General features: G+C 71.3%; 2 protein-coding genes. Both read left to right on the forward strand.

The genetic code is table 11. The features are described from left to right. On the forward strand, positions 1-974 hold a 974-nt coding region (locus AX685_RS17950; protein WP_066491094.1), incomplete at its 5' end, for a glycosyltransferase family 2 protein. A 4-nt stretch (positions 975-978) separates the two neighbouring features. Further along, on the forward strand, positions 979-2,028 hold a 1,050-nt coding region (locus AX685_RS17955), incomplete at its 3' end, for an NAD-dependent epimerase/dehydratase family protein (protein WP_066491098.1).

Consider the following 2,028-nt stretch of genomic DNA (forward strand, 5'->3'; position numbering starts at 1 on the left):
TCCACGCCGCGCGCGGGCGCTACGTCATCATGGGCGATGCCGACGACAGCTACGACTTCAGCGACCTTTCCGCCTTTGTCGCGGCATTGCGCGATGGCGGACAGCTGGTGATGGGCAACCGGTTCAAGGGCGGAATCCTGCCCGGCGCGATGCCGTTGCTGCATCGCTATCTCGGCAATCCCGTGCTGTCGGCGATCGGGCGGCTGTTCTTCCGCATCCCGGTCGGCGATTTTCACTGCGGGCTGCGCGGGTTCGATCGCCAGTCGATCATCGACCTCGACCTGCGCACGACGGGCATGGAATTCGCCAGCGAGATGGTCGTGTCCGCCTCGCTCGCGCATCTCGACATCCGCGAGGTGCCGACGGTGCTGGCCAAGGACGGGCGCAGCCGCCCGCCGCACCTGCGCACCTGGCGCGACGGCTGGCGGCACCTGCGCTTCCTGATGCTGCATTCGCCGCGCTGGTCGTTCGGCTATCCGGGCGCGGCGCTGATGATCGCCGGGATGGCGCTGGTCGCCGCGCTGCTTCCGGGGCAATTGTCGCTGTGGGACGGCGTCTCGCTCGACATCCGCGCCTTCCTGGTCGGCTGCATGGCGATCGTGGTCGGGGTGCAGGCGATCGTGCACGGCGTGATCGCACGCCGCTTTGCCGCGATGCACCAGTTGTTGCCGGCGCACCGCCGCGCGCAACATCTGCTCGACGCGGTCAGCATGGAACGCATCCTCCAGGCCGCCGCGGTGCTGCTGGCGGCCGGTGTCGGCGGGATCGCCTATGCCACGGGCGTGTGGGCCGATGCGCATTTCGGCGCGATCGCCGACGGCAAGCTTTTGCGCATCATGCTGCTGTCGATGAGCGCGATCGTCGTCGCGGTGCAGCTGGGGCTGTCGGGCTTCCTGCTCGGCGTGCTCGACCTTCGCCCCGGCAGCGTGCGTGCGCAGCAGGCGCGGCTGCGCGCCGCCTTTCCGGTAGAGTGAGGCGATGACGCGCGCCGCGCACCTGATCGTCACCGGCGGCACCGGCTATATCGGCGCCGCGCTGGTCGCACGCGCGCTGCGCGAGGGCAGGACGGTAACGCTGCTTGGTCGTCGCCCCGGCCCGGTCGGCACGCACCATGTCACCTGGGCGCTCGGCGATCGCTTTCCGGCGCACATCCCCGGGCAGCACGCCGCGCTCGTCCACCTCGCACACGACTGGCAGGCCAGCGCGCAGGATAGCATCGCCGCCACCGCGCGGCTGTTCGATGGTGCCCGCACGGCCGGCATCACCACCCGCGTCTTCATCTCCTCGCAAAGCGCGCGCGAGCACGCGCTCAACCGCTACGGCCGCCTCAAATGGGCGACCGAACAGCGGATCGGCGATGCCGCCAGCCTGCGGGTCGGGCTGGTCTATGGCGGCACGCTGACCGCGATGTACGGCCTGCTCGCGAAGCTGGCGACTCTGCCGCTGCTACCGATGATCGAGCCGCACCGCACGGTTCAGTCGATCCACCTCAACGAGGTGGTCGACGGCATCCTTGCCGCGGCAGACGGGCAGGCGGGGGGCGTGCGCGCGCTCGCGGGGCCGCAGCAGGTGGCCTTCGGCGACGTGCTGCGCTTGCTGGCACGCCAGTATCGCGGGCGGCGACTGCCGATCATCCCGGTTCCGCTGTCGCTGGCACTGTTCGCCTGCGACATGACCGCGCGCCTGCCGCTGATCCCCACCGTCGATCGCGAGCGCGTATTGGGGCTGGCGGGGACCGAACCGATCGACAGCGCCGCCGATCTTGCCGCGCTGGGCGTTGCCGTCCGTCCGATGGGGGAACGGCTGGCGCGCGAGCCGGCGGGCCGCCGCGCGTTGTTGGCAGAGGGACGCGCCTTCCTGCGTCACGCCGGGATCGCACCCACGCCAGCGCTGCTGCGCCGTTACGCGCGCGCCTGGCCGGAGGGGGCGATCGCGCGCCCACGACTGCCGCTGCGCTGGTGCGAGCCGCTGGGCAGCGACACACCGCTCGGCCGCCGGCTGCGTGTCGCTGCGCGCATCGCGGAGGCA

This window comes from Sphingomonas sp. CCH9-F2 (assembly GCF_001556735.1).
Classification (GTDB): domain Bacteria; phylum Pseudomonadota; class Alphaproteobacteria; order Sphingomonadales; family Sphingomonadaceae; genus Sphingomonas; species Sphingomonas ginsenosidimutans.